Raw genomic sequence first — 25342 nt, forward strand, 5'->3', positions numbered from 1 at the left:
ACTCTGTTCCCTGTGCGGAGTGAATCAGCAACCAGATGCAGACGTAAAACCACTACACAGGGATTGCTCTTTGGAGAATTGAAATGGCAAAAGGTAAGTTTGAACGCACCAAGCCCCACGTGAACGTGGGCACGATCGGTCACGTGGACCATGGCAAGACGACGCTGACGGCAGCCATCGCTACCGTGCTGTCCGCCAAGTTCGGCGGCGAAGCCAAGGCCTACGACCAGATCGACGCTGCGCCCGAAGAAAAGGCCCGCGGTATCACGATCAACACCGCCCACGTGGAATACGAAACGGCCAACCGCCACTACGCTCACGTGGACTGCCCCGGCCACGCCGACTATGTGAAGAACATGATCACCGGTGCTGCCCAGATGGACGGCGCTATCCTGGTCTGCTCCGCTGCTGACGGCCCAATGCCCCAGACCCGCGAGCACATCCTGCTGGCTCGCCAAGTGGGCGTGCCTTACATCATCGTGTTCCTGAACAAGTGCGACATGGTGGACGACGAAGAACTGCTGGAACTCGTCGAAATGGAAGTGCGCGAACTCCTGGACAAGTACGACTTTCCAGGCGACGACACCCCCATCATCCGTGGCTCCGCCAAGCTCGCCCTGGAAGGCGACAAGGGCAAGCTGGGTGAAGAAGCCATCATGAAGCTGGCCGAAGCCCTGGACACCTACATCCCCACGCCAGAGCGCGCTGTGGACGGCGCCTTCCTGATGCCTGTGGAAGACGTGTTCTCCATCTCCGGTCGCGGCACCGTGGTGACCGGTCGCGTGGAACGCGGCATCATCAAGGTCGGCGAAGAAATCGAAATCGTGGGTATCCGCGACACGCAAAAGACCACCTGCACCGGCGTGGAAATGTTCCGCAAGCTGCTGGACCAAGGCCAAGCTGGCGACAACGTCGGCCTGCTGCTGCGCGGTACCAAGCGCGAAGACGTGGAGCGTGGCCAAGTGCTGTGCAAGCCCGGCTCGATCAAGCCCCACACCCACTTCACGGCTGAGGTGTATGTGTTGAGCAAGGACGAAGGCGGTCGCCACACTCCTTTCTTCAACAACTACCGTCCCCAGTTCTACTTCCGCACGACCGACGTGACTGGCGCCATCGAGCTGCCAGCCGACAAGGAAATGGTCATGCCTGGTGACAACGTGTCGATCACTGTGAAGCTGATCAACCCCATCGCCATGGAAGAAGGTCTGCGCTTCGCTATCCGCGAAGGCGGCCGTACCGTGGGCGCTGGCGTCGTGGCCAAGATCATTGCTTAATTCATAAGCAGAAAAGGAACTTGCCATGTCCAAGCAGAAAATCCGCATCCGCCTGAAGGCGTTTGACTACAAACTGATCGACCAGTCCGCTGCCGAGATCGTTGACACCGCCAAGCGCACCGGCGCCATCGTCAAGGGTCCCGTGCCCCTGCCGACGCGCATGAAGCGTTTCGACATCCTGCGCTCGCCGCACGTCAACAAGACCAGCCGCGACCAGCTCGAAATCCGCACGCACCAGCGTCTGATGGACATCGTGGACCCTACGGACAAGACCGTGGACGCCCTGATGAAGCTCGACCTGCCAGCTGGCGTGGACGTCGAAATCAAGCTGCAGTGATGTAGCAGTAGCTGCTGTGGGACGGGTTCGCCCGTCTTGCAGCGACTGAAATAGCGCGAACTTGCTTGAAAAAGCAGTTCGCGTTATACTTTAGGGCTTCGCTCGATTTGCGCCTGTGAAATGGTGTGCGTCAGCGGAGTTTTATTAACCTTCTTTCATGCACGCAAGCGAGAGTTTGCGGAAACGCCGTAGCCAATTGAAGTTGCGGCGGTGAGAGTTTTGGAGAAAACCAATGAGTCTGAGCAACTCCCTCGGGTTGCTGGGTCGCAAAGTGGGCATGATGCGTCTGTTCACCGATGATGGGGACGCAGTGCCTGTCACGGTGGTGGATGTGTCCAACAACCGCGTTACCCAGGTCAAAACCCAAGAGAACGATGGCTACGTGGCCCTGCAGGTCACGTTCGGTTCGCGCAAAGCATCGCGCGTGACCAAGCCAGAAGCCGGCCACCTTGCCAAGGCAGGTGTGGAAGCCGGTGAAATCATCCAGGAATTCCGCGTGACCGCAGAAACCGCTGGCAAGTACGCCGCGGGTGCTACGGTTCCTGCCACCGATGTGTTTGCCGTGGGCCAAAAGGTCGACGTGCAAGGCACTTCTATCGGTAAGGGCTACGCCGGTACCATCAAGCGTCACAACATGAGCTCGCAGCGCGCGTCGCACGGTAACAGCCGTTCGCACAACGTGCCTGGCTCGATCGGTATGGCACAAGACCCAGGTCGCGTGTTCCCCGGCAAGCGCATGACGGGCCACCTCGGCGATGTCACCAAGACCACGCAAAACCTCGATGTCATCCGCATCGATGAAGCGCGTCAACTGCTCTTGATCAAGGGCGCTATTCCGGGCTCCAAGGGTGGGTTCGTGACGGTGCGTCCAGCGATCAAGGCCAAAGCCTCCAAAGGAGCGAACTAATGCAGCTCGAACTCCTGAATGACCAAGGCCAAGGCGCATCCAAGCTGGATGTTCCTGAAACCGTGTTCGGTCGTGAATACAACGAAGATCTGGTGCACCAGATCGTGGTGGCCTATCAGGCCAACGCCCGCCAAGGCACTCGCGCCCAGAAGGACCGCGAGCAAGTCCGTCACTCGACCAAGAAGCCTTTCAAGCAAAAGGGTACGGGTAACGCACGTGCAGGTATGACTTCCTCGCCTCTGTGGCGTGGGGGTGGTCGGATTTTCCCGAACATGCCTGACGAAAATTTCACGCAGAAGATCAACAAGAAGATGTACCGCGCCGGTATGTCTGCCATCTTGTCGCAGCTGGCCCGCGAAGGCCGTCTGGCTGTGGTCGATTCGCTGAAGCTTGATTCCCCCAAGACCAAGGTCCTGGCTGACAAGTTCAAGGCGATGAACCTGCAATCGGTGATGGTGATTGCCGACGAAGTGGACGAAAACCTGTACCTGGCCTCGCGCAATCTGGTGAACGTGCTCGTCGTTGAGCCCCGTTACGCCGATCCCGTGTCGCTGGTGCGTTTCAAGAAAGTGCTCGTCACCAAGGGTGCAATCGACAAACTCAAGGAGATGTTCGCATGAGCACACTCAAGTTTGACGAAGGTCGTCTGATGCAAGTGCTGGTCGCTCCCATCGTGTCCGAAAAGGCCACCATGGTTGCCGAGAAGTCCAATGCAGTGACGTTCAAGGTGCTGCAGAACGCTACCAAGCCCGAAATCAAGGCCGCTGTGGAATTGATGTTCAAGGTGGAAGTCAAGGGCGTTTCTGTGGTGAACACCAAAGGCAAGACCAAGCGTTTCGGCAAGACCGTGGGCCGCCGCGACAACGTTCGCAAGGCATACGTCACGCTGCAGCCAGGTCAAGAGCTGAACCTCTCCGGGGAGGCCGCGTAATCATGGCTGTCGTTAAGATGAAACCTACCTCGCCCGGCCAACGTGCCGTGGTGAAGGTCACGCGTGACCACCTGTACAAGGGTGAAGCGTACGCCCCCCTGCTGGAGCCGCAATTCCAGAAGGCCGGTCGTAACAACAACGGTCACATCACCACCCGCCACAAGGGCGGTGGTCACAAGCACCACTACCGTGTGGTGGACTTCAAGCGCAACAAGGACGGCATTCCGGCCAAGGTTGAGCGCATTGAGTACGACCCCAACCGTACGGCCCACATCGCTCTGGTGTGCTATGCCGACGGCGAACGTCGCTACATCATCGCTCCCCGCAACCTGGAAGTGGGCGCAACCCTGCTGTCCGGTTCGGAAGCACCGATCCGCGCTGGCAACACACTGCCTATCCGTAACATCCCCGTGGGTTCGACCATCCACTGCATCGAGCTCAAGCCCGGTGCCGGTGCTCAGATCGCCCGCTCGGCAGGTGCTTCGGCAACGCTGCTGGCCCGCGAAGGCGTTTACGCTCAAGTGCGTATGCGCTCCGGCGAAGTGCGCAAGATCCACATCGAATGCCGCGCCACCATTGGTGAAGTGGCCAACGAAGAGCACAGCCTGCGCCAACTGGGCAAGGCCGGTGTGAAGCGCTGGATGGGTATTCGTCCTACGGTTCGCGGCGTGGCCATGAACCCTGTGGATCACCCTCACGGTGGTGGCGAAGGCCGCACCGGCGAAGGCCGCCATGCAGTCGATCCTTGGGGCAATCTGACCAAGGGTTATCGCACCCGTAACAACAAGCGCACACAGATCATGATCGTGTCGCGTCGCAAGAAGTAAGGGGTAACAGATGACTCGCTCTCTCAAAAAGGGTCCATTTGTTGACCATCACTTGCTGGCCAAGGTCGAAAAGGCCGTTGCCACCAAGGACAAGAAACCAGTCAAGACCTGGTCGCGTCGCTCCATGGTTCTGCCCGAGTTCATCGGTCTGACCATCGCCGTGCACAACGGCAAGCAACACGTGCCGGTCTATGTCACCGACCAGATGGTGGGCCACAAGCTGGGCGAATTCGCCCTGACGCGCACCTTCAAGGGTCACCCCGCTGACAAAAAAGCGAAGAAGTAAGGAACGACCATGTCTGAAACACGTGCAGTCCTCCGGGGCGTCCGTCTGTCGGTCGACAAGGGCCGTCTGGTCGCCGACCTGATCCGCGGCAAGAAAGTGGACCAGGCTCTGAACATCCTGAACTTCACGCAGAAAAAAGCTGCGGGAATCGTCAAGAAGGTTCTGGAGTCGGCCATCGCCAACGCCGAACACAACGATGGCGCTGACATCGACGAACTGAAGGTCAAGACCATCTACGTCGAACAAGGCACCACGCTCAAGCGCTTCACCGCGCGCGCCAAAGGCCGCGGCAACCGCATCAGCAAGCCCACGTGCCATGTGTACGTGACGGTTGGCAACTAAAGGCTCGGGAAGACTATGGGACAGAAAATCCATCCTACCGGCTTCCGCCTTGCGGTCAGCCGCAACTGGTCCAGCCGTTGGTACGCCAGCAACCGCGATTTCGCGGGCATGCTGGCCGAAGACATCAAGGTGCGCGAGTACCTGAAGGCCAAGCTCAAGAACGCGGCTGTGTCGCGTATCCTGATCGAGCGTCCTGCCAAGAACGCCCGTATCACCATTTACTCGGCACGTCCTGGTGTGGTGATCGGCAAGAAGGGCGAAGACATCGAGAACCTGAAGAAGGAACTCGCGTCGCGTCTGGGCGTGCCCGTCGCAGTGAACATCGAAGAAGTGCGCAAGCCTGAAATCGATGCCAAGCTGATCGCCGACAGCATCACCCAACAGCTCGAAAAGCGCATCATGTTCCGCCGCGCCATGAAGCGCGCCATGCAGAACGCCATGCGTCTGGGTGCCCAGGGCATCAAGATCATGTCGTCCGGTCGTCTGAACGGTATCGAAATCGCTCGCTGCGAGTGGTACCGTGAAGGCCGCGTGCCACTTCACACGCTGCGTGCGGACATCGACTACGGTACCTCTGAAGCCAAGACCACCTACGGTGTGATCGGCGTCAAGGTCTGGGTCTACAAGGGTGACACGCTGGGCCGCAATGACCTGCCCGCCGTGGAAACGCCTCGTCCAGACGAAGAGCGCCGCCCACGCGGCCCACGCCGTGATGGCCGCCCAGGTGGCGATCGTCCAGGCGCAGGCCGTGGCCCACGTCGTCCTGTCGGTGGCAACGCCGCTCCGGCCGACGGCAGCGACAAGCCAGCGGAAGCTGGTGGCGCTGATAACACCGCCGTTAAGCGCGTACGCAAAGTCGCCGCGCCCGCTACAGCAGCGGACGGTAAAGGAGAATAAAGATGCTGCAACCTGCTCGCCGTAAATACCGCAAGGAGCAAAAGGGCCGTAACACTGGCGTCGCAACACGGGGTGCCTCCGTTGCGTTCGGTGATTTCGGTCTGAAGTGCACCGATCGTGGCCGTCTGACGGCCCGCCAGATCGAAGCTGCACGCCGTGCGATTTCCCGTCACGTCAAGCGTGGCGGCCGTATCTGGATCCGCGTGTTCCCGGACAAGCCAATCTCTACCAAGCCCGCAGAAGTGCGTATGGGTAACGGTAAGGGCAACCCCGAGTACTACGTGGCCGAAATCCAGCCCGGCAAGATCGTGTTCGAGATTGTCGGCGTGCCCGAAGAACTGGCCCGCGAAGCCTTCCGCCTGGCTGCTGCCAAGCTGCCGCTGCGCACCACGTTCGTCAGCCGTCACCTTGGCGCGTAATTCAGGAGACCATGAAAATGACCAAAGCTACTGAACTGCGCCAAAAAGACGTTGCCGGCATCGAAGCCGAAATCAAGGCACTGCAAAAGGCCCATTTCGGCCTGCGCATGCAAAAGGCTACGCAGCAACTGGGTAACACCAACACGCTGCGCACCACCCGCCGTGATATCGCACGTGCCAAGACCATTCTTGCTGAAAAGCAAGCCGCCAAGTAAGGAGCCCATATGACGGAACCTAAAAAATCCCTCAAGCGCACCTTGATTGGCAAGGTGGTCAGCGACAAGCGTCAAAAGACTGTGACCGTGCTGGTCGAGCGTCGTGTGAAGCATGAGCTCTACGGCAAGATCGTTGCGAAGTCGAGCAAGTACCACGCCCATGATGAAAATGGCGAGTACAAGCTGGGCGACGTGATCGAAATCACCGAGAGCCGTCCGCTCTCCAAGACCAAGAACTGGGTGGCGACCCGCTTGGTGCAAAAGGCCGGCCTGCTGTAAGCAGCTGTCCATGCCCGCTCCGGGGGCGAAGCCCCTGGGCAGCAAGGCCCTTCAAAACGACCCACAATGTGGGTCGTTTTGCTTTGTGGGCCTCCTTTTTGATGCGAACGGTTCACATCGTGCCCAGGAGGAGCTTTGCATGGCACTGCGTTCTCGGGTTCCAACACCCCATCCCAACATCCCTAGGAGAAAACAATGATCAAAGTCGGTGACACCCTGCCCGCAGCCACGCTGATGGAATATTCCGAAGTCGAGGGCGAAGGCTGCAGCATCGGCCCGAATCCCGTGGCGGTGAACAAGGCGACGGCGGGCAAGACGATTGCCCTGTTTGCATTGCCCGGTGCCTTTACACCCACCTGCTCGGCCAAGCATGTTCCTGGCTATGTGGAGAAGGCCGCCGAGTTCAAGGCGGCCGGCGTGGATGAAATCTGGTGCGTGAGCGTGAACGACGCGTTCGTGATGGGCGCCTGGGCGCGCGACCAGAAGACCGACGGCAAGGTGCGCATGCTGGGCGACGGCAGCGCCGCCTTCGCGCAAGCCACGGGCCTCACCCTGGACCTGACCTCCAAGGGCATGGGTCTGCGCAGCAACCGCTATTCGATGCTCGTGCGCGATGGCAAGGTGGTGACGCTCAACGTCGAAGCACCGGGCAAGTTTGAAGTGAGCGATGCTGACACCCTGCTGGCCCAGGTCAAGGCGGCGTGAGACCCCGCTGATTGCTATTGAATCAATAGCTGCAAGCGCATGTGTATCATGCGCTTGCGCCCAAAATGGTCAAAAAATATCGACCTTGAGGTAATGTGCCCCGGGTATGGGGTTGTGGTAGTAGGGCGGGATTTCTTCGAAGCCCAGGTCGGTGTACAGCGCGCGGGCCGACTCCATATCGTCCAGGGTGTCGAGCAAAACACACGCGTAACCTGCTTGCCGCGCCCGGTCCAGCATGGCTTCGGCCAGCTCGCGACCCAGGCCAAAGCCGCGAAACGCTTTGCGCACATACAGCCGCTTCATTTCGCTGGCGTTGGGGTAGTCCGCGTTGTCCAGCGGGCGCAGGGCACAACAGCCTGCCAAGGCGCCTTCCACTTCGGCGACCAGCAGGGCGCCACGGGGTTCGGCGTAGTCGCCCGGCAGCTGCGCCAGTTCGGACTCAAAGTCCTGAAAGCACAAATCAACGCCCAGCGTGCTGGCGTACTCGCGAAAGATGTCTCTGACCGCATCCCACTCGGCGGGCGAAGAGGGGGTTCTCAGGGAGATGGAGGGCTTGTCCAAAGCGCAAGGCGTGCAAACGAAGGAGCCGCCAGTGTAGCGACTTCGTTCAGAACGCCGGTGCCGCCAGGGACGACACCCACCAGGCCACGCCAGCGCTCAGTGCCAGCACCACCAATGCCATGATGCGACTCAGGGTGTCGTCCCGCGAAGGCGCCGCCGCCCCGGGCAGCGTCTTGTCGCCGTCCAGCATGGGGCGAATGAGCTGCTGCTTGCGCACGCGCACATAAAAGACGATGGCCAGCACGTGCAGCGCCACCAGCCCCAGCACCAGGAACTGCCCGATGTCCTTGTGGTAGTTCGTGGCCAGCCCCACGACGGCATTCGAGACATATTGGGTCAACGGTCCGGCAAAGGCGATCTCGTCGTCGCTCAGCAAACCCGTGCCCACCTGGGCTGCCAGCACGGCCAGCAGCACGAACACCGACAACGCACCCAGCGGGCTGTGTCCGATGCCGTCCTCCGGATGTGGCGTGCCACGCAGGTACCGTAGCAGCCGCGCTGGCGAGTACAGGAACGCCGAAAAGCGCGACCAGCGGCCGCCCACCAATCCCCAGACCAGCCGGAACACCAGCAGCGCCAGCACCGTGTAGCCCAGGCGGAAATGCCAGACCATGGCATTGCCTCCCACATTGGCGGTGATGACCAGCGCCACGATGCAGACCGCCAGGGCCCAGTGAAAAATGCGGGTTGGAAGGTCCCAGATGCGTACGGTGTGCTGCGTCATGGTGGTCAAAGGCGGGGCGCCGAAGTGAGGGATGGATGAGGAAGCATGCGGCATTGTGCGGCAGGGCGACCGGACCTGTAACCTCCCGGCCACAGCACAACCGCGCCCAAACCGGCATACTGCGCAGGCTTGGAAGGCACCATTCTGTTCCACCCACGAAAAAGGAAGTTCCGATGAAAGCATTTGCTGCGTTGACCCTGGCGGCTGCGGCCTTGACCCTGTCCGCCCCCGCCTCCGCCCAATTTGCCAAAGCCGAAGATGCCATCAAATACCGCCAGAGTGCGCTGTTTGTGATGGGCCAGCACTTCGGCCGCCTGGGCGCCATGGCCAACGGCCGGGTGCCTTTCGACGCCAAGGTGGCGCAGGAGAACGCCGACATCGTGGCCCACATGGCCAAGTTGCCATGGGCAGGTTTTGGTCCCGGCACCGACAAGGGCGCGCCCACCAAGGCACTGCCAGAAATCTGGACCGAGCAAGCCAAGTTCAAGGACCATGCCGAGAAGCTGGAAGCCGAGACCGTGAAACTCGCCGCTGCGGCCAAGACCGGCAACCTGGACAACCTGAAAACCGCCTTTGGTGCCACTGCAGGCACTTGCAAGGCCTGCCACGACAACTTCCGCGCGAAGTGACGCAATCACTGGAGGATCATGTTGCTATGTTTTGCATAGCGATCAAGGCATGATCCACTAGCGCAAAAGGCCAATTTCTTTCGAAATTGGCCTTTTTTTGCCCTGAACGGGCTGGGGTGCATGCGGCGGGGGCGTTGTGTCCGCCCCGTGCTCAGGTTTCTGCAAGCAGCTTCTCGATCAACTGGTGCAGCTCCGGGAAATTGGGGGCGCCTACATAGGTCTTCACGATCTCGCCCCGCTTGTTCACGATGAAGGTGGAAGGCGTCAGGCGCACATCGCCCCAGGCCTTGGCCACGTTGCCGGTGTTGTCGATGGCCACCTGGAAGGGCAGCTTGCGTGTCTCGGCAAAGTTCACCACGTAGCTGGGCGGGTCGTAGCTCATGGCCACAGCCAAGGTGTCAAAACCCTTGCTGTTGTACTTGTTGTAGGTCGCGATGATCTCGGGCATTTCGGCCACGCAGGTGGTGCAGCTCGTGGCCCAGAAGTTGACCAGGGTGACCTTGCCTTTCAGGTCGGCGGTGGATTTGCTGGAGCCATCCAGCAGCACGAAGGTCGATGCAGGCGCTTCGGCGCGGCCTGTGTCCAGGTACACATAGGCGCCCACAGCGGCAAACGCTGCCACCGCCACACCTGCTGCCCAATGCTTGATCGCCATGACTTCACCACCCATCCCAAAAGAAACACGGGGCCTGTGCCCCACCCCACATTGTGCCGGAGTGGCCCGCTCGCCGCGCGAGCGGCGCCCGCCACACCAAGGCTGGACTCCACTTTCCCGCAAAAGTTCGCCGCAGAACGCAGGGCAGGGCCGACATCGGGGACTCTGCCGATAATGCCCCGATGAAATGGACATTGACCGGGGCCGCTGCCCTGCTGATTGCGGGCTGCAGCCCCGCACTGAATTGGCGCACCGTGCCGCTGCCCGAAGCGGACCTGACCATCACCCTGCCGTGCAAGCCCGACCAGGCCACCCGGACCGTGGAGCTGGCCGGTGCACCGGTGGAGCTGTCCATGGTGGGCTGTGATGCCGATGGCGCCACCTTTGCCGTGTCCCATGCCGCGTTGGCCGACCCTGCCCAGGTGGGCGCAGCGCTCACCCATTGGCGGGCTGCCATGCTGGCGCGCCTGGGGGCAGGGGCCGAAGCGGGCGCCAAAGACGTACCCTACGCGCCGCGCGGCATCTTGCCCCTGCCGCAGTCGGTGCGTACCGTGGCACAGGGGCAGCGTCCCGATGGCAGCGCGGTGGTCGCGCAGGCCGTGTGGTTTGCACGCGCGGCAGGGCCGCAGGTGCGGCTGTACCACGCCGTCGTCTACACCGCCAAGCCTCGGCCGGAGGTGGCCGACCAGTTCTTCGCTGGCCTGGCGCTGCCATGACGATGAGCAGCGGCGGCGTTTTGCCACGGCGGGCGGCCGTCATCGTCTTTCTGGCGTTTGCTTTTGCCTACTTTTTATCGGCGCTGGTGCGTGCTGTCACGGCCACCCTGGCGCCCACGCTGGCCCAGGAGTTCTCGCTGCAGGCGCGGGACCTGGGGCTGCTGGCGGGAGGGTACTTTCTGGGCTTCTCGGCCACGCAGCTGCCGTTGGGGACCTGGCTGGACCGGCATGGCCCCAAGAAGGTCGCACTGGGCTTCCTGGGCGTGGCCGTGGTGGGCAGCCTGGTGTTTTCGGCGGCCACGGGGTTTTCGGGGCTGCTCGCCGGTCGGGTGCTGTGCGGCGCGGGCGTCAGCGCCTGCCTGATGGCGCCGCTCACTGGCTACCGCCGGTGGCTGGAGCCGGTGGCGCAGATGCGGGCGAACTCGTGGATGTTGATGACGGGCTCGCTGGGCATGGTGGCATCCACGCTGCCCGTGCAATGGGCCTTGCCGCTGGTGGGCTGGCGCCCGCTGTTCTGGGGGCTGGCGGTATTGATCGCGTTGTCGATGGCGGTGATTGCCCTGTGGGTGCCAGGCTGGGGTTTGGCGGGGCAGGCGAAGGCCGATTCCGGCGCCGCAGAGGCCGTGCCCCAGGGCTATGGCGTGGTGTGGCGGCACCCTTATTTCCAGCGCCTCGCGCCGCTGGGGTTCTTCTGCTACGGCGGCATGGTGGCCATGCAGACGTTGTGGGCCGGGCCGTGGATGCAGCGCGTGGCGGGCTACACCGCCCTGGAGTCGGCGACGGGCCTGTTCTGGATCAACGTGTCCATGTTGTGCACCTTCTGGACCTGGGGCATGGTCAACCCCTGGCTGCTGCGCAAGGGGTTTGGTGCCGACCGGCTGATGGCCATGGGCCTTCCGCTGTGCTCGGTGGTGCTGCTGGGCATCATCCTGGCGGGGCCCCAGGCCGGGGGCGGCGCCTGGGCGTTGTTCTGCGTGTCGTGCACCTTCGTGTCGCTGTCGCAGCCCGCCGTGGCCATGGCGTTTCCGCAGGCGCTGGCAGGGCGGGCGCTGTCGGCCTACAACCTCGTGATTTTTGTGGGCGTGTTTGTGGTGCAGTGGGGCATCGGGCTGGCGGTGGACGCCTTTGCAGCCGCGGGGCTGGCCACCGTGCCGGCGTTCCAGGCGGCCATGGCGGTGTACCTGGCATGCAACGCCAGCGCCTACGCATGGTTCCTGCTTCGGGGGCGGCGCGATAATGTGCTGACAACCCCCACACCATGAACACTTGCGCAACCATCGATGCAACCACCGGCGGCCTCTTCATGACCTGCCCTTCGTTGATCCCCGCGTGGCGTAAGTCGTGACCATGAGCCCCACCAGCATCCTCATCATTGCCCACGCCCCACTGGCCCATGCGCTGCGCGAATGTGCGCTGCACGTGTTTGCCGACTGCGGCAGCAGCGTGGCTGCGCTCGACGTGCAGCCCAACCAGCCCCCCGAAGAGTCGCTGGCCCAGGCACGCATCATGCTGGACCAGCTGGGCACCGACACCACCCTGGTGCTGACCGATGTGTTCGGCGCCACGCCCTGCAACGTGGCGCAGCGCCTGGTCGATGGCGTGCGCTCGCGCCTGGTGACGGGTGTCAATCTGCCCATGCTGCTGCGCGCCGTGAGCTACCGGGCCGAGCCGCTCGATTCCGTGGTGACCCGCGCCGTGGTGGGTGGTACCCAAGGGGTGATGCAGGTGGCCATTTCAGCGCCGCAGAACCAGAACCGCCGTAACCGACATGATCAAGACCCGTACGACCATCAGCAATAAACTGGGCCTACACGCCCGCGCATCGGCCAAGCTCACCAAGCTGGCCGGCAGCTTTCCGTGTGACGTTTTCATGAGCAAGGGGGAGCGCCGCATCAACGCCAAGAGCATCATGGGCGTGATGATGCTGGCCGCTGGGCTGGGCTCTGAAGTGGAGCTGGAAACCAACGGCGACCGCGAACAGGAGGCCATGGACGCCCTGCTGGCACTCATTGCCGACAAATTTGGCGAGGGTGAATAAGCCTGCCCACCTCGCCCGTGTCCTGACCCCGTCGAACCTTTGATCGCACCACCATGACCTTCTCCGTCCACGGCCTCGCAGTTGCACGCGGCATTGCCATTGGCCGGGCCGTGCTGGTGGCGTCCAGCCGGGTGGATGTGGCGCACTACTTTGTCGAGCCCTCACAGGTCGAGGGCGAGATCGAACGCGTGCGCCAGGGCCGCAACGCCGTGGTCGAGGAGCTGCAGCGCCTGCAGACCGACATGCCCGCCGACGCGCCGCACGAGCTGACCGCGTTGCTGGATGTGCACCTGATGCTGCTGCAGGACGAAGCCCTCACGGGCGGCGTCAAACACTGGATCACCGAGCGCCTGTACAACGCCGAGTGGGCGCTCACCACCCAGCTTGAGGTGATTGCGCGCCAGTTCGACGAGATGGAAGACGAGTACCTGCGCGAGCGCAAGGCGGACCTGGAGCAGGTGGTTGAACGCATCCTGCGCTACATGAAAGGCGTGGCCAGCCCGGTGGCGCCACCGGCCAGCAGCCCGCGTCGCAAGACACAGCAAGATTTGCTGCTGGACGACACGGTGGATGTGCCCCTGGTGCTGGTGGCGCACGATCTCTCGCCCGCCGACATGCTGCAGTTCAAGCAAAGCGTGTTCGCGGGCTTTGTGACGGACGTGGGCGGCAAGACCAGCCACACGGCCATCGTCGCGCGCAGCATGGACATCCCCGCCGTGGTGGGCGCGCGTGCCGCCAGCCAGCTGGTGCGCCAGGACGACTGGGTCATCATCGACGGCGATGCGGGCGTGGTCATTGTCGATCCCTCGCCCATCATCCTGGCCGAATACGGATTTCGCCAGCGCCAGGTTGAGCTGGAGCGCGAACGCCTGGCGCGCCTGCGCCACACGCCTGCCATCACCATCGACGGCCACAAGATCGAGCTGCTGGCCAACATCGAGCAGCCCGGCGACGCCGCCGCCGCCGTGCGCGCAGGCGCCGTGGGCGTGGGCCTGTTCCGCAGCGAATTTCTGTTCATGGGCAAAAGCGGCAACCTGCCCGGCGAGGACGAGCAGTACCGCGCCTACTGCGAGGCCATTGACGGCATGCAGGGGCTGCCCGTCACTATCCGCACCATCGACGTGGGCGCGGACAAGCCTCTGGACAACAAGGCCCACAAGGACAGCTACCTGAACCCGGCCCTGGGCCTGCGCGCCATCCGCTGGAGCCTGGCCGACCCGGCCATGTTCCGCACCCAGCTGCGCGCTGTGCTGCGTGCGGCGGCCCATGGCAAGGTCAACCTGCTGTTCCCCATGCTGGCGCACACGCACGAAATCCAGCAGACGCTCGCCCAGGTGGACCTCGCCCGGGGTGAGCTGGATGCACGTGGCGAGCCCTATGGTCCGGTGCAGCTGGGCGCAATGATCGAGGTGCCCGCCGCGGCACTCATGGTGCGCACCTTCCTCAAGTACTTCGACTTTCTCTCGATCGGCACCAACGACCTGATCCAGTACACCCTGGCCATCGACCGCGCCGACGAGGCCGTGGCCCACCTGTACGACCCGCTGCACCCTGCCGTGCTGCGCCTGGTGGGCGATGTGATTGCCGAGGGGGAGCGCCAAGGCAAGAGCGTTTGTGTGTGCGGCGAAACGGCGGGCGATGTGACCATGACGCGGCTGCTGTTGGGCCTGGGGCTGCGCAGCTTCTCCATGCACCCCGCGCAGATCCTGGCTGTGAAGCAGGAGGTGCTGCGCGCTGACACTCGCAAGCTCGCCCCCTGGGCGCAACAGGTGCTGGCGGGCGATGAACCTGCTGTGCTACTGACTGCTTGACAGGCGGAGCATCTGACCGCCAGAGGGGGGTGGTTACTTCAAAATTGATAGCTGTCCGAGCATATTTTTCTAGCGCTTCCAGCCAATTTCGCTGAAATTTCTGCGTCAGCGTGCCCGCATCCCCATCACGGCCGCGCTGATGATCATGGCCGTGGCCAGCGCAATGCTCCAGGTGAATGCGCGGCCGCTCACCAGGATCAGCAGCGCGGTGGACGCCAGTGGCGTGATGTAGCTCAGGATGCCGATGTGCCGGGCGTCCCCCAGCTTGAGCGCCTTGTCCCACATAAAAAACGACGCCCCCAGCGGCCCCAGGCCCAGCACCGCGAGCAGCCCCCAGTCGCGCGGCTGCAGTGCCACCGGCGGCTCCAGCGCCACATGGCACAGCAGCGACAGCACGCCGGACACCAGCCCGAACAGGCCAATGGCCGTGGTCGGGAACGCTGCCACGCGCTTGGTCATGAGCGAATACGTGGCCCAGATGAAAGCCGCTGCCAGCGCGGGCAGGTAGCCCCAGGCCAGCGTGCCGCTCAACTCGCGCCCGCCGGCAATGGCAATGGCCGCGCCGCCAAAACCCATCAGCGCCGCCAGCACATGCGGCGGGCGCAGCGCCACACCGGGCAGCACCACCGGCGAGAGCACCACGATGAACAGCGGCCACAGGTAGTTGACGAGGTTGGCCTCCACCGGCGGGGCATGGCGCAGCGCGATGAACAGCAGAAAGTGGTACGCAAACAGGCCGTACACGCCCAACGCCAGCGTGCGCAGCGGGATGCGCCACTGTGCAGGGTCACGAAGCACAAACGGCCAGGCCGGCACGCTACCGATGATGAGCGCAACCCCTGTGAGCAGGAAGGGCGGAATGTGGGTGAGGGACACCCCCAACGAGGCGAGAGAGGCCCACAGCGCAATGGCGCCCAGGGCATAGAGGTTGGCTTGCATGGCGCCGAGCTTACGCGCGCCCGCTGTAGTGAGTCGTCGCGCAACACCGGTGAGTCGTCGCGCGCCAAGGTTTTGGCCTGGTTGCCAGCTGTCGTCGACCGTTATGTGTGCTGCTCAGCCCGGCGCAATGCGGCAGTCAAAGCCGAGGGCGAGCGGTAGCCCGTGCGCAGCGCCACCTCGGCCACCGCCATGCCCGTGCTGCGCAGCACCCGGGCCTGCGCCAGACGCAAGCCGCGCAGCCAGGCCATAGCGCCCATGCCCTGGTCGTCCCGGCAGCGGGCAGAAAACTGGCTGGGGCTCAGATGCACCTGCGCCGCCAGGTCGGCCACGGTCAGTTCATGGTGCCATTGCTGCGCCGCCCATTGCTGCAGGGCGGGCCAGTTGATGGTGCGGCCGCGCGTGGGGGCGGGCGTGGAAAGGTCGGAATGGGTGCTGTCGAGCCACGCCTCCAGCAAGAGCGCAGGGCCGTAGGTTTGTGCCAGCGGGCGGTCTTGTTGCAGTGCGCTCGCCAGATAGTGCGCCAGTGGCAGTGCATCGGCGGGTGGTTTGGTCGAGCGGCGTTGGCCGGTACAGCGCGCCCAGTCGGGGTGTGCGCTGTCGAGCACCAGGCACAGGCTGCCACGGGACGATTCAAAGTCGTGCCGATCTCCCGGGGCAATCACGCAGCCGCCGCCGGGTGCCACGCGCACGCCACGGCCCGCCACCTCCAGGTCCAGCGCTCCGGAGAGTCCCAGCAGAATCTGGAAATGGTCATGGCTGTGGCTGCCCGGTGATGCGCCGTAGCGGCGCAGCGAGAGCAGACCATTCGGGCCCATGGGTGACCTGCGACCGGACCGGGTGGACAGGGCTTACACGCCAGCGGCGTGCGCCTGTTGGTCCGCGTGGTAGCTGGAGCGCACCATGGCGCCAACTGCCGCATGGCTGAAGCCCATCTTGTACGCCTCTTCCTCGAACATCTTGAAGGTGTCGGGGTGCACGTAGCGGCGCACGGGCAGATGGCTGTTGCTGGGCGCCAGGTACTGGCCGATGGTCAGCATGTCGATGTTGTGCGCGCGCATGTCGCGCATGACCTGCAGGATCTCTTCGTCCGTCTCGCCCAGGCCGACCATGATGCCGCTCTTGGTGGGCACGTTGGGGTGCAAGGCCTTGAACTTCTTGAGCAGGTTCAGGCTGAACTGGTAGTCCGAACCGGGGCGCGCTTCCTTGTACAGGCGGGGCGCGGTTTCCAGGTTGTGGTTCATCACGTCGGGCGGCGCGGCTTTCAGGATTTCGAGCGCGCGGTCATCACGGCCGCGGAAGTCGGGCACCAGGATCTCGATTTGGGTCTGGGGCGACAGCTCGCGGATGTTCTGGATGCATTCCACAAAGTGGCCGCTGCCGCCGTCGCGCAGGTCGTCGCGGTCCACGCTGGTAATCACCACGTATTTGAGCTTGAGTGCGGCAATGGTCTTGGCCAGGTTCAGCGGCTCATCCTTGTCGAGCGGGTCGGGGCGGCCATGGCCCACGTCGCAGAACGGGCAACGGCGCGTGCACTTGTCACCCATGATCATGAAGGTGGCCGTGCCTTTGCCAAAGCATTCACCGATGTTGGGGCACGAAGCTTCTTCGCACACCGTGTGCAGCTTGTGTTCGCGCAGGATTTCCTTGATTTCGTAGAAACGCGTGGTGGGGCTGCCCGCCTTCACGCGGATCCACTCGGGCTTCTTGAGCACTTCGCCCTGCTCCACCTTGATCGGAATGCGCGATAGCTTGGCCGCAGCCTTTTGCTTGGCCAGCGGGTTGTAGGCTTCGGTGGATTGCGCTTCGCGGACGACTTCAGGGGTGCTCATGGCTGTAGGCAGAGTTCAGGGCGCCAACCGGATGCTGAGCTGCTGGCCCAGCACCTGCGCGGCTTCTTCCCAGGTGGTGTGGACCCCGATTGTAGAAAGGTCCACCGTTTTCAATCCTGCGTAACCGCAAGGGTTGATGCGGCCGTAGGGCTCCAGGTCCATGTTCACGTTCAGCGCCACGCCGTGGTAGGTGCAGTGGCGGCTGACCTTGATGCCGAGCGCCGCGATCTTGCCCAGGCCTTCGAAGTCGGGCGTGGGCGCCTCCGAGCCCGTTCGTTTTTGGGGGCGTTGGGGCAGCATGGCGTGGCTGCGCGGATCATCCAGGCGCACATAAATGCCGGGTGCGCCGGCAACCCGGTGGCCCGTGACGCCGAAGTGCGCCAGCGCACGGATCACGGACTCTTCGACGCGATAAACGTATTCCTTGACGAAATAGCCTGCGCGTTGCAGGTCGATCAGCGGGTACGCGACCACCTGGCCCGGTCCGTGGAAGGTGACCTGCCCACCCCGGTTGGTGGCGATGACGGGGATCTCGCCTGGGTCAAGCACATGATCGCTTTTGCCTGCAATGCCTTGGGTGTAAAGCGGCGGGTGCTCACAAATCCAAAGCGTATCCGGGTCAGAGGGCGTACGTGTGGTCGTGTAGTCCTGCATGGCCTGCACAGTGCTGGCGTAGTCCACACGGCCCAGCAGGCGGATGTCAATCGTCATGGCGCAACTTGCAGGGGGGGCGGCTACAGCACCACTTTCACCAGCGGATGCGATGACAGCGCACGGTACAGGTCGTCCAGCTGCTCGCGGCTGGTCGCCGTGATGGTGATAGTTACTCCGAGGTAATTGCCTGCGCGGCTGTCACGCAGTGCAATGGTGGCGGCGTCGAAGGTGGGGTCAAACTGGCGGGCCAGTTCGGTCACCGCGTGCACGAACCCATCCACCTTGGCGCCCATGACCTTGATCGGGAACTTGGAGGGGTATTCGATCAGCGAGTCTTTGCGTGGATCTGTTGCCTGCGTATCGAGGCCGTTGGCGGGCGGCGGATTGGAGGATGTCATGGTGGATCGCGGTGGTAGGGATGCTGCAGTTTCAATAGCTAGGCATGCACTGTCATTGTGCGCCACGGGCTGATGAGGGTGTCTGAATTGTGTGTTTGGCGTGCGCCAGATCGGTGCATTGCGCGAGGTTTTTGGAGCGCAAAAGCCGTTGGCGCATCACCACAACAGAGCAGGCGCACACGAAGCCCACGGGCACGTTTGCGGGTTTTTGTCTGGTGCCATGGGTTTTTACTTATAATTAGAGGCTTTGTAAAAGTTGCGGTCTGTAACGCGGGCGTCATTCATCAATGGAAACAATCCCGCCAGAGACTGAAACTGAGGCTGAAGAATCTGACTTCAAGCCCCTGACGGCCCAAGAGGCGCAGCAGTGGCGCAGTCGCCATCCGCCCCTCTCGGTGTGGAAGGTGGTGGCAGGTCAGGCGCTGGTCGGAATGCTGGCGGCCCTGGTGGCCTGGGTTCTGACGGGCAGGGCGGTGGTGGGTTGGTCTGCAGCCTACGGTGCCCTGGCAGTGGTGGCTCCGGCTGCACTGTTTGCCCGCGGTGTGTTGCGCCACAAGGCGTCATCCAATCCGCGGGCTGCCATGGTGGGGTTCTTTGGGTGGGAAATCGCCAAGATCATGTTGACGGTGGCGCTGCTGGCGGCGGCACCTCGGCTGGTGCCGGGCTTGAGCTGGATTGCCTTGCTGATTGGCATGGTGGTCGCAATGAAAACGTACTGGGTGGCACTGTTGGTGCGGCCTGGTGTCCGAAAAACCGATTGATAGAGAGAAGAGTTGTCCGATGGCCGCAGAAGCGCACGCTCCGACTGCAAGTGAATACATCGTTCACCACCTGCAGCATCTTCAAAACGTCAACCAGACCAAGATCGTTGATTTCACTGTCATCAACTATGACTCGATCATCGTCGGTTTGGTTCTGGGGGCTCTCACCCTTTTGATTCTGTGGTCAGCTGCCCGTAAGGCAACCTCTGGTGTGCCTGGACGCTTCCAGGCAGCGGTCGAGATGCTGGTCGAGATGGTGGACAACCAGGCCAAGGCGAACATTCACAACGCTGAAAGCCGCAAGTTCATTGCGCCCCTGGGTCTGACAGTGTTCGTCTGGATCTTCTTGATGAACTTCATGGACATGCTGCCTGTGGACCTGCTGCCCGCCATCTGGGCGCAAGTCTATGGCGCCGCCGGCCACGATCCTCACCACGCCTATCTGCGTGTCGTGCCCACGGCTGACCTGTCTACCACGCTGGGCCTCGCCTTTGCCATCCTGATCCTGCGCTTCTGGTACAGCGTCAAGATCAAGGGTGCTGGCGGCTGGGCACACGAACTGGTGTCGGCTCCTTTCGGCACCAGCAAGAATCCTATCTTCGCCCTGATCCTGGGCGTGGTGAATCTGCTCATGCAGATCATTGAATATGTCGCCAACACCGTGTCCCACGGCATGCGGTTGTTTGGCAACATGTACGCTGGCGAGCTGGTGTTCATGCTCATCGCCCTCATGGGTGGTGCTGCGGCCCTGTCGCTGTCGGGTGTGCTGCTGCCTGTGGGCCACGTCATCGCTGGCACCATCTGGACGCTGTTCCACATTTTGGTGATCTCGCTGCAAGCGTTCATTTTCATGATGCTGGCGCTGATCTACCTCGGTCAGGCGCACAACGCGCACTAAGTTTCCCTTTCGTTTTTTCTTTCCTTAACTTTTCTTTTTAACTCAGGAGTCATCATGGAAAACATTCTCGGTCTCGTCGCTCTGGCTTGTGGTCTGATCGTTGGTCTGGGCGCTATCGGCGCTTCCATCGGCATCGCCCTGATGGGTGGCAAGTTCCTCGAATCGTCGGCACGTCAGCCTGAACTGATCAACGAACTGCAAACCAAGATGTTCATCTTGGCTGGTCTGATCGACGCTGCGTTCCTGATCGGCGTGGCTATCGCTCTGCTGTTCGCTTTCGCCAACCCCTTCGTTTCCACGCTCTTGGCCAACCTGCCCAAGTAATTCCCGTTCAACGCCACTTTAGAAAGGTGTTGCCGTGAGTATCAATGCGACCCTGTTCGTTCAGGCCATCGTCTTCCTGATCCTCGTGTGGTTCACGATGAAATTCGTGTGGCCCCCGATCGCGAAGGCGCTGGATGAGCGAGCCCAGAAAATCGCCGATGGCCTCGCAGCTGCCGACCGTGCCAAATCCGAACTGACCGCTGCCAACCAGCGCGTCGAGAAGGAACTGTCACAGGCGCGCAACGAGACGGCCTCGCGTCTTGCGGACGCCGACCGTCGTGCCCAGGCCATCATCGAAGAAGCCAAGGCCCGCGCCACAGAGGAAGGCAACAAGATTGTTGCTGCTGCCCGCGCTGAAGCCGAGCAGCAGACGGTCCAAGCCCGCGAAGCCCTGCGTGAGCAGGTGGCAGCGTTGGCCGTCAAGGGTGCCGAGCAGATTCTCCGCAAGGAAGTCAATGCTGGCGTCCATGCCGACCTGCTCAACCGCCTGAAGACCGAGCTGTAAGGGGACACACATGGCTGAACTCGCCACCATTGCCCGCCCTTACGCCGATGCCTTGTTCAAGGCTGCCACTGCGGGCGCGGGCGTCGATCTGGGCAGCACCGCTGCCTGGATGGACGAACTGGCGGCGATTGCCGCCAACCCCCAGCTGCGTCAGTTGGCGGACAACCCCAAGGTGACGGCAGACCAGGTGTTCGCTGTATTCACCGGGGTCGCCCGCTCGGCCCTGCCGGATATGGCCAAAAATTTCCTGCGCACAGTCATCGACAACGGACGCATTGATGCGCTCCCGGAAGTGGCTGCGCAGTTTCGTGCCCTCGTGAATCGTCGCAACGGATCTTCGGATGCCGTGGTGTACAGCGCATTTCCGATGGACAGTGCTGCACTGTCTGAGGTCAGCGCAGCGCTGGAAAAGCGCTTCGGCCGCAAGCTCAACCTCGCTGTGAAGCTGGATGAGTCCCTGATCGGTGGTATTCGCGTAGTGGTGGGTGACGAGGTGCTGGACACTTCGGTCAAGGCCCGTCTTGAACAAATGAAAGCGGCCCTCATCGCGTAATGCGCGGCGAGGACAGCGAACCAAAGAAAGAAGGAAAGAGTCATGCAACTCAATCCCGCAGAAATTTCTGAACTCATCAAGAGCCGCATCGAAGGTCTGGCCGCCAGCAGCGATATCCGCAACCAGGGTACCGTGGTGTCCGTGTCCGACGGTATCGTGCGCGTTCATGGCCTGTCGGACGTGATGCAGGGCGAAATGCTCGAGTTCCCCGCGACCAAGGACGGCCAGCCCTCCTACGGTCTGGCGCTGAACCTTGAGCGCGACTCCGTCGGCGCCGTGATTCTGGGCGAGTACGAGCATATCTCCGAAGGCGACACCGTGAAGTGCACGGGCCGTATTCTGGAAGTGCCGGTCGGCCCCGAACTGATCGGCCGCGTGGTGAATGCGCTGGGCCAGCCGATCGACGGCAAGGGTCCCATCAACGCCAAGCTTACCGACGTGATCGAAAAGGTTGCTCCTGGTGTGATCGCCCGTAAATCGGTGGACCAGCCTCTGCAGACCGGCCTGAAGTCCATCGACTCGATGGTGCCCGTGGGCCGTGGCCAGCGCGAGCTGATCATTGGTGACCGCCAGACCGGCAAGACGGCCGTCGCCATCGACGCCATCATTGCCCAGAAGGGTCAGGGCGTTACCTGTATCTACGTCGCTATTGGTCAGAAGGCTTCTTCGATCAAGAACGTGGTGCGCGCTCTGGAACAAGCCGGCGCCATGGAGTACACGATTGTGGTGGCCGCATCGGCTTCCGAATCGGCCGCCATGCAGTACGTGTCGGCCTACTCGGGCTGCACGATGGGCGAGTACTTCCGCGACCGCGGTGAAGACGCGCTGATCGTGTATGACGATCTGTCCAAGCAAGCCGTTGCCTACCGCCAAGTGTCCCTGCTGCTGCGCCGCCCACCAGGCCGCGAAGCCTATCCTGGCGACGTGTTCTATCTCCACAGCCGTTTGCTCGAACGCGCAGCCCGCGTGAACGCCGACTACGTCGAAGCCTTCACCAAGGGTGAAGTCAAGGGCAAGACCGGATCGTTGACGGCACTGCCCATCATCGAGACGCAAGCTGGCGACGTGTCCGCTTTCGTGCCTACCAACGTGATTTCGATCACCGACGGTCAGATCTTCCTGGAAACCAGCCTGTTCAACGCCGGTATCCGCCCCGCTATCAACGCCGGTATCTCGGTGTCGCGCGTTGGCGGTGCAGCCCAGACCAAGTTGGTGAAGAACCTGTCCGGTGGTATCCGTACCGACTTGGCCCAGTACCGTGAACTGGCTGCGTTCGCGCAGTTTGCCTCCGATCTGGACGAAGCCACCCGCAAGCAGCTGGACCGCGGTGCCCGCGTGACCGAACTGCTCAAGCAGGCACAGTACAGCCCGCTGCCCATCTCGCTGATGGCTTCCACGCTGTTCGCTGTGAACAAGGGCTTCATGGACGACATCGACGTCAAGAAGGTGCTCGACTTCGAACACGGCCTGCACCAGTTCCTGAAGACCAGCCACGCCGCTTTGCTGGCCAAGCTGGAGCAGGCCAAGGCCATGGACAAGGACGCAGAAGCCGAATTGACCGCAGCGATCGCCGCGTTCAAGAAGTCGTTCGCTTAAACCGGACGAGGAGCCATCATGGCAGCAGGCAAGGAAATACGCGGCAAGATCAAATCGGTGGAAAACACCAAGAAGATCACCAAAGCCATGGAAATGGTGGCCGCATCCAAAATGCGCAAGGCGCAGGACCGGATGCGGGCTGCCCGCCCATACAGCGAGAAGATCCGCAACATTGCAGCCAACCTCGGCAAGGCCAACCCAGAGTACGTGCATCCGTTCATGAAAGTGAACGATGCCAAGACCGCTGGCGTCATCGTCATCACCACAGACAAGGGTCTGTGTGGCGGCATGAACACGAACGTGTTGCGTGCCGTGACGACCAAGCTGCGTGAACTGCAAGGTGCTGGCGTCTCGACCGAAGCCGTGGCGATTGGCAACAAGGGCCTGGGTTTCCTGAACCGTGTGGGCGCCAAGGTGGTTTCGCACGTGACGGGTCTGGGCGACACCCCCCACCTGGACAAGCTGATTGGCCCGGTGAAGGTGCTGCTCGATGCATACGCAGAAGGCAAGATCAACGCGGTGTACCTGAGCTACACCAAGTTCATCAACACCATGAAGCAGGAATCGGTGGTGGAGCAGTTGCTCCCCCTGTCCTCCGAGCAGATGCAGGCTGAGAAGACGGAACACGGCTGGGACTACATCTATGAGCCCGATGCGCAAAGCGTCATCGACGAGCTGCTGGTCCGTTATGTCGAGTCCCTGATCTACCAGGCGGTTGCGGAAAACATGGCGTCCGAGCAGTCGGCGCGCATGGTGGCCATGAAGGCTGCCACCGACAACGCCGGCAGCGTCATTGGCGAGTTGAAGCTGGTCTACAACAAGACGCGCCAGGCAGCGATCACGAAAGAACTTTCGGAAATCGTGGCTGGCGCCGCTGCTGTGTAAGCAGCTCAACAAACTACTTTATTGGAGCGAAAAATGGCTCAAGTGCAAGGCAAGATTGTTCAATGTATCGGCGCTGTGGTGGACGTGGAGTTCCCCCGCGACCAGATGCCCAAGATTTATGACGCCCTGAAGCTCGAAGGCTCGTCGCTGACGCTGGAAGTGCAACAGCAGCTGGGCGACGGCGTGGTGCGTACCATTGCCCTGGGTTCGTCCGACGGCCTGCGTCGCGGCATCATGGTGTCCAACACCGGCAACCCCATCACTGTGCCTGTGGGCAAGGCGACGCTGGGCCGCATCATGGACGTGCTGGGCACGCCCATCGACGAACGCGGTCCGGTCAGCCAGGACCTGACGGCATCCATCCACCGCAAGGCCCCTGCGTACGACGAACTGTCGCCATCGCAAGAGCTGCTGGAAACCGGCATCAAGGTGATCGACCTGGTGTGCCCGTTCGCCAAGGGCGGCAAGGTGGGCCTGTTCGGCGGCGCCGGCGTGGGCAAGACCGTGAACATGATGGAACTCATCAACAACATCGCCAAGGCCCACAGTGGTCTGTCGGTGTTCGCTGGTGTGGGCGAGCGTACCCGTGAAGGGAACGACTTCTATCACGAAATGGCCGATTCCGGCGTGGTGAACCTCGAGAAGCTCGAAGACTCGAAGGTCGCCATGGTGTACGGCCAGATGAATGAGCCCCCAGGCAACCGTCTGCGCGTGGCCCTGACCGGCCTGACCATCGCGGAATCCTTCCGTGACGAAGGCCGTGACGTGCTGTTCTTCGTGGACAACATCTACCGCTACACGCTGGCCGGTACCGAAGTGTCCGCTCTGCTAGGCCGTATGCCTTCCGCCGTGGGTTACCAGCCTACGCTGGCCGAAGAAATGGGCCGCCTGCAAGAGCGTATTACGTCCACCAAGGTCGGTTCGATCACTTCCATCCAGGCCGTGTATGTGCCAGCGGATGACTTGACAGACCCATCGCCTGCCACGACGTTTGCTCACTTGGACTCCACCGTGGTGTTGTCGCGTGACATCGCTTCGCTGGGTATCTACCCCGCCGTGGATCCTCTGGACTCCACCAGCCGCCAGCTGGACCCGAACGTGGTGGGCGAAGACCACTACACCACGGCCCGCGCCGTGCAAGGTACGCTTCAACGCTACAAGGAACTGCGCGACATCATCGCCATCCTGGGCATGGACGAACTGGCTCCTGAAGACAAGCTGGCCGTGGCCCGCGCTCGCAAGATCCAGCGTTTCCTGTCGCAGCCTTTCCACGTGGCCGAAGTGTTCACGGGTTCGCCAGGCAAGTACGTTCCCCTGTCGGAAACCATCCGCGGTTTCAAGATGATCGTGAACGGCGAGTGCGACCACCTGCCAGAGCAAGCGTTCTACATGGTGGGCACCATTGACGAAGCCTTCGAAAAGGCCAAGAAGGTGGCCTGATGAGCCG

General features: G+C 62.3%; 35 protein-coding genes. 27 read left to right on the forward strand and 8 right to left on the reverse strand.

The window, feature by feature from the left end:
- Positions 1-83: 83 nt before the first annotated feature.
- The 13 genes from tuf to C8C96_RS05775 all read left to right on the forward strand — a co-directional run bounded on the left by tuf (position 84) and on the right by C8C96_RS05775 (position 7419).
- Positions 84-1274, forward strand: coding sequence for an elongation factor Tu (tuf, locus tag C8C96_RS05715; RefSeq protein WP_099731469.1), 1191 nt, complete (start codon positions 84-86; stop codon positions 1272-1274).
- 25 nt (positions 1275-1299) lie between these two features.
- Entirely contained in the window at positions 1300-1611 is a 312-nt protein-coding gene (rpsJ, locus tag C8C96_RS05720) for a 30S ribosomal protein S10 (protein WP_005796953.1), read from the forward strand.
- A gap of 232 nt (positions 1612-1843) precedes the next feature.
- On the forward strand, positions 1844-2518 hold the full coding sequence (gene rplC, locus C8C96_RS05725) for a 50S ribosomal protein L3 (protein WP_056058913.1): 675 nt from the start codon (positions 1844-1846) through the stop codon (positions 2516-2518).
- Entirely contained in the window at positions 2518-3138 is a 621-nt protein-coding gene (gene rplD / locus C8C96_RS05730) for a 50S ribosomal protein L4 (protein WP_008906425.1), read from the forward strand. Before rplC ends, rplD begins: the two co-directional genes overlap by 1 nt.
- Positions 3135-3449 (forward strand): 50S ribosomal protein L23, encoded by a 315-nt coding sequence (gene rplW / locus C8C96_RS05735; RefSeq protein ID WP_007847815.1) that lies wholly within the window; start codon positions 3135-3137, stop codon positions 3447-3449. The genes rplD and rplW overlap by 4 nt, the downstream gene beginning before the upstream one ends.
- A gap of 2 nt (positions 3450-3451) precedes the next feature.
- Positions 3452-4276 carry a 50S ribosomal protein L2 gene (gene rplB / locus C8C96_RS05740; protein WP_008906426.1) on the forward strand — a complete coding sequence of 275 codons (825 nt, stop codon included), beginning with the start codon at positions 3452-3454 and terminating at the stop codon, positions 4274-4276.
- Between the two features lie 10 nt (positions 4277-4286).
- Positions 4287-4562 carry a 30S ribosomal protein S19 gene (gene rpsS / locus C8C96_RS05745; RefSeq protein WP_010467177.1) on the forward strand — a complete coding sequence of 92 codons (276 nt, stop codon included), beginning with the start codon at positions 4287-4289 and terminating at the stop codon, positions 4560-4562.
- 9 nt (positions 4563-4571) lie between these two features.
- The gene (gene rplV, locus C8C96_RS05750) at positions 4572-4904 is read left to right on the forward strand and encodes a 50S ribosomal protein L22 (RefSeq protein WP_007847806.1); all 333 of its coding nucleotides are present in this window, start codon (positions 4572-4574) and stop codon (positions 4902-4904) included.
- Between the two features lie 15 nt (positions 4905-4919).
- Positions 4920-5801 (forward strand): 30S ribosomal protein S3, encoded by an 882-nt coding sequence (gene rpsC / locus C8C96_RS05755; RefSeq protein WP_056058910.1) that lies wholly within the window; start codon positions 4920-4922, stop codon positions 5799-5801.
- 2 nt (positions 5802-5803) lie between these two features.
- Positions 5804-6220 (forward strand): 50S ribosomal protein L16, encoded by a 417-nt coding sequence (rplP, locus tag C8C96_RS05760; RefSeq protein ID WP_015012190.1) that lies wholly within the window; start codon positions 5804-5806, stop codon positions 6218-6220.
- 17 nt (positions 6221-6237) lie between these two features.
- Positions 6238-6435 carry a 50S ribosomal protein L29 gene (gene rpmC / locus C8C96_RS05765; protein ID WP_015012191.1) on the forward strand — a complete coding sequence of 66 codons (198 nt, stop codon included), beginning with the start codon at positions 6238-6240 and terminating at the stop codon, positions 6433-6435.
- A 9-nt stretch (positions 6436-6444) separates the two neighbouring features.
- Positions 6445-6714, forward strand: coding sequence for a 30S ribosomal protein S17 (gene rpsQ, locus C8C96_RS05770; RefSeq protein ID WP_056058906.1), 270 nt, complete (start codon positions 6445-6447; stop codon positions 6712-6714).
- 195 nt (positions 6715-6909) lie between these two features.
- Positions 6910-7419, forward strand: coding sequence for a peroxiredoxin (locus C8C96_RS05775; protein ID WP_121941731.1), 510 nt, complete (start codon positions 6910-6912; stop codon positions 7417-7419).
- 69 nt (positions 7420-7488) lie between these two features.
- Here C8C96_RS05775 and C8C96_RS05780 read toward each other — a convergent pair whose 3' ends face one another.
- Both C8C96_RS05780 and C8C96_RS05785 read right to left on the reverse strand, forming a co-directional pair.
- Positions 7489-7980, reverse strand: a complete 492-nt coding sequence (locus C8C96_RS05780; protein ID WP_056058903.1) for a GNAT family N-acetyltransferase — start codon at positions 7978-7980, stop codon at positions 7489-7491.
- A gap of 46 nt (positions 7981-8026) precedes the next feature.
- On the reverse strand, positions 8027-8704 hold the full coding sequence (locus C8C96_RS05785; protein ID WP_121941732.1) for a cytochrome b/b6 domain-containing protein: 678 nt from the start codon (positions 8702-8704) through the stop codon (positions 8027-8029).
- 173 nt (positions 8705-8877) lie between these two features.
- On the opposite strand from C8C96_RS05785, the gene C8C96_RS05790 reads away from it, so the two are divergent.
- The gene (locus tag C8C96_RS05790; RefSeq protein ID WP_121941733.1) at positions 8878-9333 is read left to right on the forward strand and encodes a cytochrome c; all 456 of its coding nucleotides are present in this window, start codon (positions 8878-8880) and stop codon (positions 9331-9333) included.
- A 151-nt stretch (positions 9334-9484) separates the two neighbouring features.
- Here the strand turns inward: C8C96_RS05790 and C8C96_RS05795 are convergent, their stop codons facing one another.
- Complete coding sequence (locus C8C96_RS05795; RefSeq protein ID WP_056058916.1) at positions 9485-9988, reverse strand: TlpA disulfide reductase family protein; 504 nt, start codon at positions 9986-9988, stop codon at positions 9485-9487.
- A 182-nt stretch (positions 9989-10170) separates the two neighbouring features.
- Between C8C96_RS05795 and C8C96_RS05800 the strand changes: the two genes are divergently transcribed.
- The 5 genes from C8C96_RS05800 (at position 10171) to ptsP (ending at position 14553) form a co-directional block, all read left to right on the forward strand.
- Positions 10171-10704 carry a hypothetical protein gene (locus C8C96_RS05800; RefSeq protein WP_121941734.1) on the forward strand — a complete coding sequence of 178 codons (534 nt, stop codon included), beginning with the start codon at positions 10171-10173 and terminating at the stop codon, positions 10702-10704.
- Positions 10705-10706: 2 nt separating this feature from the next.
- A complete protein-coding gene (locus C8C96_RS05805) occupies positions 10707-11966 on the forward strand; it encodes an MFS transporter (RefSeq protein WP_121941735.1) in 1260 nt (419 codons plus the stop codon).
- A gap of 85 nt (positions 11967-12051) precedes the next feature.
- Positions 12052-12504 carry a PTS sugar transporter subunit IIA gene (locus tag C8C96_RS05810; protein ID WP_056058890.1) on the forward strand — a complete coding sequence of 151 codons (453 nt, stop codon included), beginning with the start codon at positions 12052-12054 and terminating at the stop codon, positions 12502-12504.
- On the forward strand, positions 12473-12742 hold the full coding sequence (locus C8C96_RS05815; RefSeq protein ID WP_056058887.1) for an HPr family phosphocarrier protein: 270 nt from the start codon (positions 12473-12475) through the stop codon (positions 12740-12742). Before C8C96_RS05810 ends, C8C96_RS05815 begins: the two co-directional genes overlap by 32 nt.
- A 53-nt stretch (positions 12743-12795) precedes the next feature.
- Positions 12796-14553, forward strand: a complete 1758-nt coding sequence (gene ptsP / locus C8C96_RS05820; RefSeq protein ID WP_056058884.1) for a phosphoenolpyruvate--protein phosphotransferase — start codon at positions 12796-12798, stop codon at positions 14551-14553.
- A 105-nt stretch (positions 14554-14658) separates the two neighbouring features.
- On the opposite strand, the gene C8C96_RS05825 is transcribed toward ptsP, so the two are convergent.
- The 5 genes from C8C96_RS05825 to C8C96_RS05845 all read right to left on the reverse strand — a co-directional run bounded on the left by C8C96_RS05825 (position 14659) and on the right by C8C96_RS05845 (position 18373).
- On the reverse strand, positions 14659-15492 hold the full coding sequence (locus C8C96_RS05825) for a DMT family transporter (RefSeq protein WP_121941736.1): 834 nt from the start codon (positions 15490-15492) through the stop codon (positions 14659-14661).
- 101 nt (positions 15493-15593) lie between these two features.
- On the reverse strand, positions 15594-16307 hold the full coding sequence (locus C8C96_RS05830) for an AraC family transcriptional regulator (protein WP_121941737.1): 714 nt from the start codon (positions 16305-16307) through the stop codon (positions 15594-15596).
- A gap of 33 nt (positions 16308-16340) precedes the next feature.
- Positions 16341-17321 carry a lipoyl synthase gene (gene lipA, locus C8C96_RS05835; RefSeq protein ID WP_056058875.1) on the reverse strand — a complete coding sequence of 327 codons (981 nt, stop codon included), beginning with the start codon at positions 17319-17321 and terminating at the stop codon, positions 16341-16343.
- Between the two features lie 15 nt (positions 17322-17336).
- Positions 17337-18032, reverse strand: coding sequence for a lipoyl(octanoyl) transferase LipB (gene lipB, locus C8C96_RS05840; protein WP_056744138.1), 696 nt, complete (start codon positions 18030-18032; stop codon positions 17337-17339).
- A 23-nt stretch (positions 18033-18055) separates the two neighbouring features.
- A complete protein-coding gene (locus tag C8C96_RS05845; RefSeq protein ID WP_121941738.1) occupies positions 18056-18373 on the reverse strand; it encodes a YbeD family protein in 318 nt (105 codons plus the stop codon).
- Between the two features lie 287 nt (positions 18374-18660).
- Between C8C96_RS05845 and C8C96_RS05850 the strand changes: the two genes are divergently transcribed.
- The 8 genes from C8C96_RS05850 to atpD are packed head-to-tail and all read left to right on the forward strand — an operon-like array spanning position 18661 to position 25335.
- Positions 18661-19134 (forward strand): ATP synthase subunit I, encoded by a 474-nt coding sequence (locus tag C8C96_RS05850; protein ID WP_121941739.1) that lies wholly within the window; start codon positions 18661-18663, stop codon positions 19132-19134.
- Positions 19135-19153: 19 nt separating this feature from the next.
- Positions 19154-20032, forward strand: a complete 879-nt coding sequence (gene atpB / locus C8C96_RS05855; RefSeq protein ID WP_121941740.1) for a F0F1 ATP synthase subunit A — start codon at positions 19154-19156, stop codon at positions 20030-20032.
- A gap of 54 nt (positions 20033-20086) precedes the next feature.
- The gene (gene atpE, locus C8C96_RS05860; protein WP_015012210.1) at positions 20087-20356 is read left to right on the forward strand and encodes a F0F1 ATP synthase subunit C; all 270 of its coding nucleotides are present in this window, start codon (positions 20087-20089) and stop codon (positions 20354-20356) included.
- A 34-nt stretch (positions 20357-20390) separates the two neighbouring features.
- Positions 20391-20861: a F0F1 ATP synthase subunit B gene (locus C8C96_RS05865; RefSeq protein WP_056058864.1), complete on the forward strand. Its 471-nt coding sequence runs from the start codon at positions 20391-20393 to the stop codon at positions 20859-20861.
- A 10-nt stretch (positions 20862-20871) separates the two neighbouring features.
- Positions 20872-21414: a F0F1 ATP synthase subunit delta gene (locus C8C96_RS05870; protein ID WP_056058859.1), complete on the forward strand. Its 543-nt coding sequence runs from the start codon at positions 20872-20874 to the stop codon at positions 21412-21414.
- A 42-nt stretch (positions 21415-21456) separates the two neighbouring features.
- Positions 21457-23010 carry a F0F1 ATP synthase subunit alpha gene (atpA, locus tag C8C96_RS05875; RefSeq protein ID WP_056058856.1) on the forward strand — a complete coding sequence of 518 codons (1554 nt, stop codon included), beginning with the start codon at positions 21457-21459 and terminating at the stop codon, positions 23008-23010.
- Positions 23011-23028: 18 nt separating this feature from the next.
- On the forward strand, positions 23029-23895 hold the full coding sequence (atpG, locus tag C8C96_RS05880; protein ID WP_056058853.1) for a F0F1 ATP synthase subunit gamma: 867 nt from the start codon (positions 23029-23031) through the stop codon (positions 23893-23895).
- A gap of 33 nt (positions 23896-23928) precedes the next feature.
- Positions 23929-25335, forward strand: a complete 1407-nt coding sequence (atpD, locus tag C8C96_RS05885) for a F0F1 ATP synthase subunit beta (protein WP_056058846.1) — start codon at positions 23929-23931, stop codon at positions 25333-25335.
- Positions 25336-25342 lie beyond the last annotated feature (7 nt).

It is taken from the genome of Acidovorax sp. 100 (genome assembly GCF_003688355.1).
Lineage (GTDB): Bacteria > Pseudomonadota > Gammaproteobacteria > Burkholderiales > Burkholderiaceae_C > Acidovorax > Acidovorax delafieldii.

Excerpts from the sequence above, each read along its gene's own strand:
- rplV (WP_007847806.1), top strand. The coding sequence starts at position 4,572 with ATGTCTGAAACACGTGCAGTCCTCCGGGGCGTCCGTCTGTCGGTCGAC.
- rpsC (WP_056058910.1), top strand. The coding sequence starts at position 4,920 with ATGGGACAGAAAATCCATCCTACCGGCTTCCGCCTTGCGGTCAGCCGC.
- C8C96_RS05800 (WP_121941734.1), top strand. The coding sequence starts at position 10,171 with ATGAAATGGACATTGACCGGGGCCGCTGCCCTGCTGATTGCGGGCTGC.
- C8C96_RS05845 (WP_121941738.1), bottom strand. The coding sequence starts at position 18,373 with ATGACATCCTCCAATCCGCCGCCCGCCAACGGCCTCGATACGCAGGCA.
- lipB (WP_056744138.1), bottom strand. The coding sequence starts at position 18,032 with ATGACGATTGACATCCGCCTGCTGGGCCGTGTGGACTACGCCAGCACT.
- tuf (WP_099731469.1), top strand. The coding sequence starts at position 84 with ATGGCAAAAGGTAAGTTTGAACGCACCAAGCCCCACGTGAACGTGGGC.
- rpmC (WP_015012191.1), top strand. The coding sequence starts at position 6,238 with ATGACCAAAGCTACTGAACTGCGCCAAAAAGACGTTGCCGGCATCGAA.
- atpB (WP_121941740.1), top strand. The coding sequence starts at position 19,154 with ATGGCCGCAGAAGCGCACGCTCCGACTGCAAGTGAATACATCGTTCAC.
- rplD (WP_008906425.1), top strand. The coding sequence starts at position 2,518 with ATGCAGCTCGAACTCCTGAATGACCAAGGCCAAGGCGCATCCAAGCTG.
- lipA (WP_056058875.1), bottom strand. The coding sequence starts at position 17,321 with ATGAGCACCCCTGAAGTCGTCCGCGAAGCGCAATCCACCGAAGCCTAC.
- rplC (WP_056058913.1), top strand. The coding sequence starts at position 1,844 with ATGAGTCTGAGCAACTCCCTCGGGTTGCTGGGTCGCAAAGTGGGCATG.
- C8C96_RS05785 (WP_121941732.1), bottom strand. The coding sequence starts at position 8,704 with ATGACGCAGCACACCGTACGCATCTGGGACCTTCCAACCCGCATTTTT.
- rplP (WP_015012190.1), top strand. The coding sequence starts at position 5,804 with ATGCTGCAACCTGCTCGCCGTAAATACCGCAAGGAGCAAAAGGGCCGT.
- atpA (WP_056058856.1), top strand. The coding sequence starts at position 21,457 with ATGCAACTCAATCCCGCAGAAATTTCTGAACTCATCAAGAGCCGCATC.
- rplW (WP_007847815.1), top strand. The coding sequence starts at position 3,135 with ATGAGCACACTCAAGTTTGACGAAGGTCGTCTGATGCAAGTGCTGGTC.
- rpsQ (WP_056058906.1), top strand. The coding sequence starts at position 6,445 with ATGACGGAACCTAAAAAATCCCTCAAGCGCACCTTGATTGGCAAGGTG.
- rpsS (WP_010467177.1), top strand. The coding sequence starts at position 4,287 with ATGACTCGCTCTCTCAAAAAGGGTCCATTTGTTGACCATCACTTGCTG.
- rpsJ (WP_005796953.1), top strand. The coding sequence starts at position 1,300 with ATGTCCAAGCAGAAAATCCGCATCCGCCTGAAGGCGTTTGACTACAAA.
- C8C96_RS05795 (WP_056058916.1), bottom strand. The coding sequence starts at position 9,988 with ATGGCGATCAAGCATTGGGCAGCAGGTGTGGCGGTGGCAGCGTTTGCC.
- C8C96_RS05815 (WP_056058887.1), top strand. The coding sequence starts at position 12,473 with ATGATCAAGACCCGTACGACCATCAGCAATAAACTGGGCCTACACGCC.
- C8C96_RS05805 (WP_121941735.1), top strand. The coding sequence starts at position 10,707 with ATGAGCAGCGGCGGCGTTTTGCCACGGCGGGCGGCCGTCATCGTCTTT.
- ptsP (WP_056058884.1), top strand. The coding sequence starts at position 12,796 with ATGACCTTCTCCGTCCACGGCCTCGCAGTTGCACGCGGCATTGCCATT.
- C8C96_RS05830 (WP_121941737.1), bottom strand. The coding sequence starts at position 16,307 with ATGGGCCCGAATGGTCTGCTCTCGCTGCGCCGCTACGGCGCATCACCG.
- C8C96_RS05870 (WP_056058859.1), top strand. The coding sequence starts at position 20,872 with ATGGCTGAACTCGCCACCATTGCCCGCCCTTACGCCGATGCCTTGTTC.
- C8C96_RS05825 (WP_121941736.1), bottom strand. The coding sequence starts at position 15,492 with ATGCAAGCCAACCTCTATGCCCTGGGCGCCATTGCGCTGTGGGCCTCT.
- atpD (WP_056058846.1), top strand. The coding sequence starts at position 23,929 with ATGGCTCAAGTGCAAGGCAAGATTGTTCAATGTATCGGCGCTGTGGTG.
- C8C96_RS05790 (WP_121941733.1), top strand. The coding sequence starts at position 8,878 with ATGAAAGCATTTGCTGCGTTGACCCTGGCGGCTGCGGCCTTGACCCTG.
- atpE (WP_015012210.1), top strand. The coding sequence starts at position 20,087 with ATGGAAAACATTCTCGGTCTCGTCGCTCTGGCTTGTGGTCTGATCGTT.
- rplB (WP_008906426.1), top strand. The coding sequence starts at position 3,452 with ATGGCTGTCGTTAAGATGAAACCTACCTCGCCCGGCCAACGTGCCGTG.
- C8C96_RS05775 (WP_121941731.1), top strand. The coding sequence starts at position 6,910 with ATGATCAAAGTCGGTGACACCCTGCCCGCAGCCACGCTGATGGAATAT.
- atpG (WP_056058853.1), top strand. The coding sequence starts at position 23,029 with ATGGCAGCAGGCAAGGAAATACGCGGCAAGATCAAATCGGTGGAAAAC.
- C8C96_RS05850 (WP_121941739.1), top strand. The coding sequence starts at position 18,661 with ATGGAAACAATCCCGCCAGAGACTGAAACTGAGGCTGAAGAATCTGAC.
- C8C96_RS05810 (WP_056058890.1), top strand. The coding sequence starts at position 12,052 with ATGAGCCCCACCAGCATCCTCATCATTGCCCACGCCCCACTGGCCCAT.